2 protein-coding genes and 1 pseudogene are annotated in these 2,721 nt (G+C 59.2%); all 3 read left to right on the top strand.

Annotated elements, in window-relative coordinates; translation table 11 throughout:
• Nucleotides 1-465 (top strand): annotated as a pseudogene (locus V6C16_RS10900) (tRNA uridine-5-carboxymethylaminomethyl(34) synthesis enzyme MnmG); the annotation flags it as partial.
• Between the two features lie 108 nt (nt 466-573).
• Nucleotides 574-1,506 carry a hypothetical protein gene (locus V6C16_RS10895; RefSeq protein WP_333535592.1) on the top strand — a complete coding sequence of 311 codons (933 nt, stop codon included), beginning with the start codon at nt 574-576 and terminating at the stop codon, nt 1,504-1,506.
• A 336-nt stretch (nt 1,507-1,842) separates the two neighbouring features.
• On the top strand, nt 1,843-2,721 hold an 879-nt coding region (locus V6C16_RS10890; RefSeq protein ID WP_333543200.1), incomplete at its 3' end, for a hemolysin family protein.

Raw genomic sequence — 2,721 nt, 5'->3', positions numbered from 1 at the left:
GCCGCACCCGCGTGTCGTCACGGTGCGGGCAAGGCATCGGCCACAGACCTGCCCGCAGGGCGCACCCTGGCCGAGGCCCTGCGCCGGCCCGAGCTGGACTTGTCCGGCCTTGCGGCGCTTCTGCGCTCCTGCGCCTGTGAAGACACGGCCGCCGCTGCGGAATTTCTTGAGCATGAAATGATGCTGGCCGGAACTGGCGTGTGTGAGAGCGTACAGACAGAGATCAAGTACGCAGGATATCTGACCCGCCAGCGCGAACTGGTCGCGCGCACGGCAAAGCTTGAGTCCACAGCCTTGCCCCCGGATTTGGATTATGCCACAGTAGCGGGGTTATCTCGTGAAGTGACGGAAAAACTCGACCGGGTCAGGCCCCTGAGCCTCGGACAAGCCGGACGCATCTCAGGAGTAACCCCGGCGGCTGTAGCCTGCCTGGAGATACATTTACACAAACTGGGGCGGCTTTGATGCCGACAGGCGAAGAGCAGACTTCGGCCCGCAATATTTTCTTCCTCCGGCCGGACCGGTGGGGCTGCAAGGCCCCTCGCGGCACAGCGGAACATACTCGGTGAGTTTATGACTGGCAAACAACTTCTCCTGGTCATCGCCGTGGTGCTGATCATCCTCTGCACTATCGTCGTCATCGTTCAGACACGTCTACAGCGGCAGCGGCAGGAGGCTCGGCGCAAGTCCATCATCCGAAAACTGCTTGAAACCGCACAGGAACAGAACGAGATATTCGATATCAACGTGCTGGACAAGTCGGCTGCCCACAAAGGTCTTGCAGCCCTGTTGCAAACCGTTTCACACACAGTGCTTGGCCTGGAAGTTCTTGGGTTTCTTTCGCAGGAACTCACGGGCATGTCCGTGGAGGTCTATTTTCGTGCCACCCTGCCCGAAGGGCCGAGCTTTTACAAATTTCGCTCAACCATCCTGTCCATTGAATCCGGGCGGGAAAAATCGCGGCTGCATCTGGCCTCTCCCGAAGATCTCGATGCCGGGCAAAAGCGCCTTTTCATCCGCATCAAGCCGCCCAAGGAAAAAGTGCGCGTTATCGGCGTGTGGGAGCTGGACCCCAGCAAACCCATGCCCCGCAATACCGCCGAAATAAACCGCCCTCTCCTGCACTACCGGCGCGGCATGGAAAAAGAGTCCATACAGGTGGAAAACATCTCGGCCACAGGCATGGCCCTGCGCTTTCCCATGGAAGACCTTGAGATCAAGCCGGTTGACCTGGACAAAGGTTCGCAGTTACTTTGTCTTATAATTTACTGCATGGGCAAGGAAGAAAAAATCGTTACCTTCTGGTGCACCTGCAAGGTGCTCCACGCCCGGATACACGAAGGCGCGGAGCCGGCCCTTGTGCTCGGCACAGAATTTACCAACTGGGCAGTTCTGGAACAGGGCAAGTCCGACATCCACTGGTTCCACAGCCTGCAATCGCGCGGGGTGTCGCCCATAACCCAGTGGGTCATGCATATGGACATGGAGCAGCGCAAGCGGCTTTAACAGGCTGACGCCGAAGCGGCTGCCCACAAAAGGGCAGGCTTGATAACGCAAATCACGGCATCATCACATAACAGATGCCGCGCAGTGACGGGTTCAGACGCGCCGTGAGCCGCGCAAACGCGCAACAGACCGTGCAGGCGCCGCCTCAAGCTGCTGAACAAAAACAAGAGACCTCGGTCTGGCCGCGTAACGCACGGCCACGCCGGAGAAAAATTTGCCGCCATTGTGCAGTGCTGCGGCCAAACCGCCGAAAGCAGGCGCGGCACGCCGCGCGGCAAACATGGCCCACGGGCAGCATAGTGCGGCCCGGTTCCATTCCCAACCAAGGAGACTACATTGGACGGTGGTTCGGAAGGTCATAGTACCATCTGGTCGCGCCTGAGCAGACTGTTCGGGCACGATGATCAGGAATCTCTGGAAAAAGCCATTCTTGAAGCGCGCGCCGATGGCGAGGTGGAACCCGAAGAGGAATCCATGCTGCTCGGCATTTTGCGTTTCAACGATCTCCAGGTGCAGGACACCATGATTCCACGCACCGACATCGACTGCGTACCTCATGACATGCCCATGGCAGAGGTGGCAGCCATCATTGTCCGCTCCGGGCATTCCCGCATTCCCGTTTACAAGGAAACCCGCGACAATATCGTGGGCATCCTGCATGCCAAGGATCTGTTGCGCAGCATGCTTGACGGCGAGGGCAAGGTCTCATCGCTGGCCGCCCTCATACGCGAGCCGTTCTTTGTGCCTGAAACCAAGTCCATCCGCACGCTGCTTCAGGAGTTCCGCGCCCGCAAGCAGCATATCGCCATTGCCCTGGACGAATACGGTGGAACCTCCGGCCTCATCACCATTGAGGACGTGCTGGAAGAAATCGTGGGCGACATTGAAGACGAACACGATACTCCGCGCGAGGAAGATATCCGCCCCATAGGCGACAATATTTACGAGCTCACGGGCCGTGCGCTGCTTGAAGACCTTGAGGACATGGGCGTGGACCTTGATTCGGACGAAGTGGATACCATCGGCGGCTATCTCAGCATGGAGGCGGGGCATGTACCCGGCCCCGGAGAAAGCTTCACCTTGCGCGGCTGGACCTTTACCGTGCTTGAGGCCGACCGGAAACTGATCCTGCGCCTGCGGATGGAACCGGCAGACAGCGCCGCCAGCCGGCAGAATGCCGAAGCGGAAACGGAACAGGAGGCGACTGCCGATCCG

The organism is Desulfovibrio sp. 1188_IL3213, assembly GCF_036763145.1.
Classification (GTDB): Bacteria; Desulfobacterota; Desulfovibrionia; order Desulfovibrionales; family Desulfovibrionaceae; genus Desulfovibrio.
Note: the sequence above shows the minus strand (reverse complement) of the source record. Positions and strands in the feature narration are given on the sequence as shown.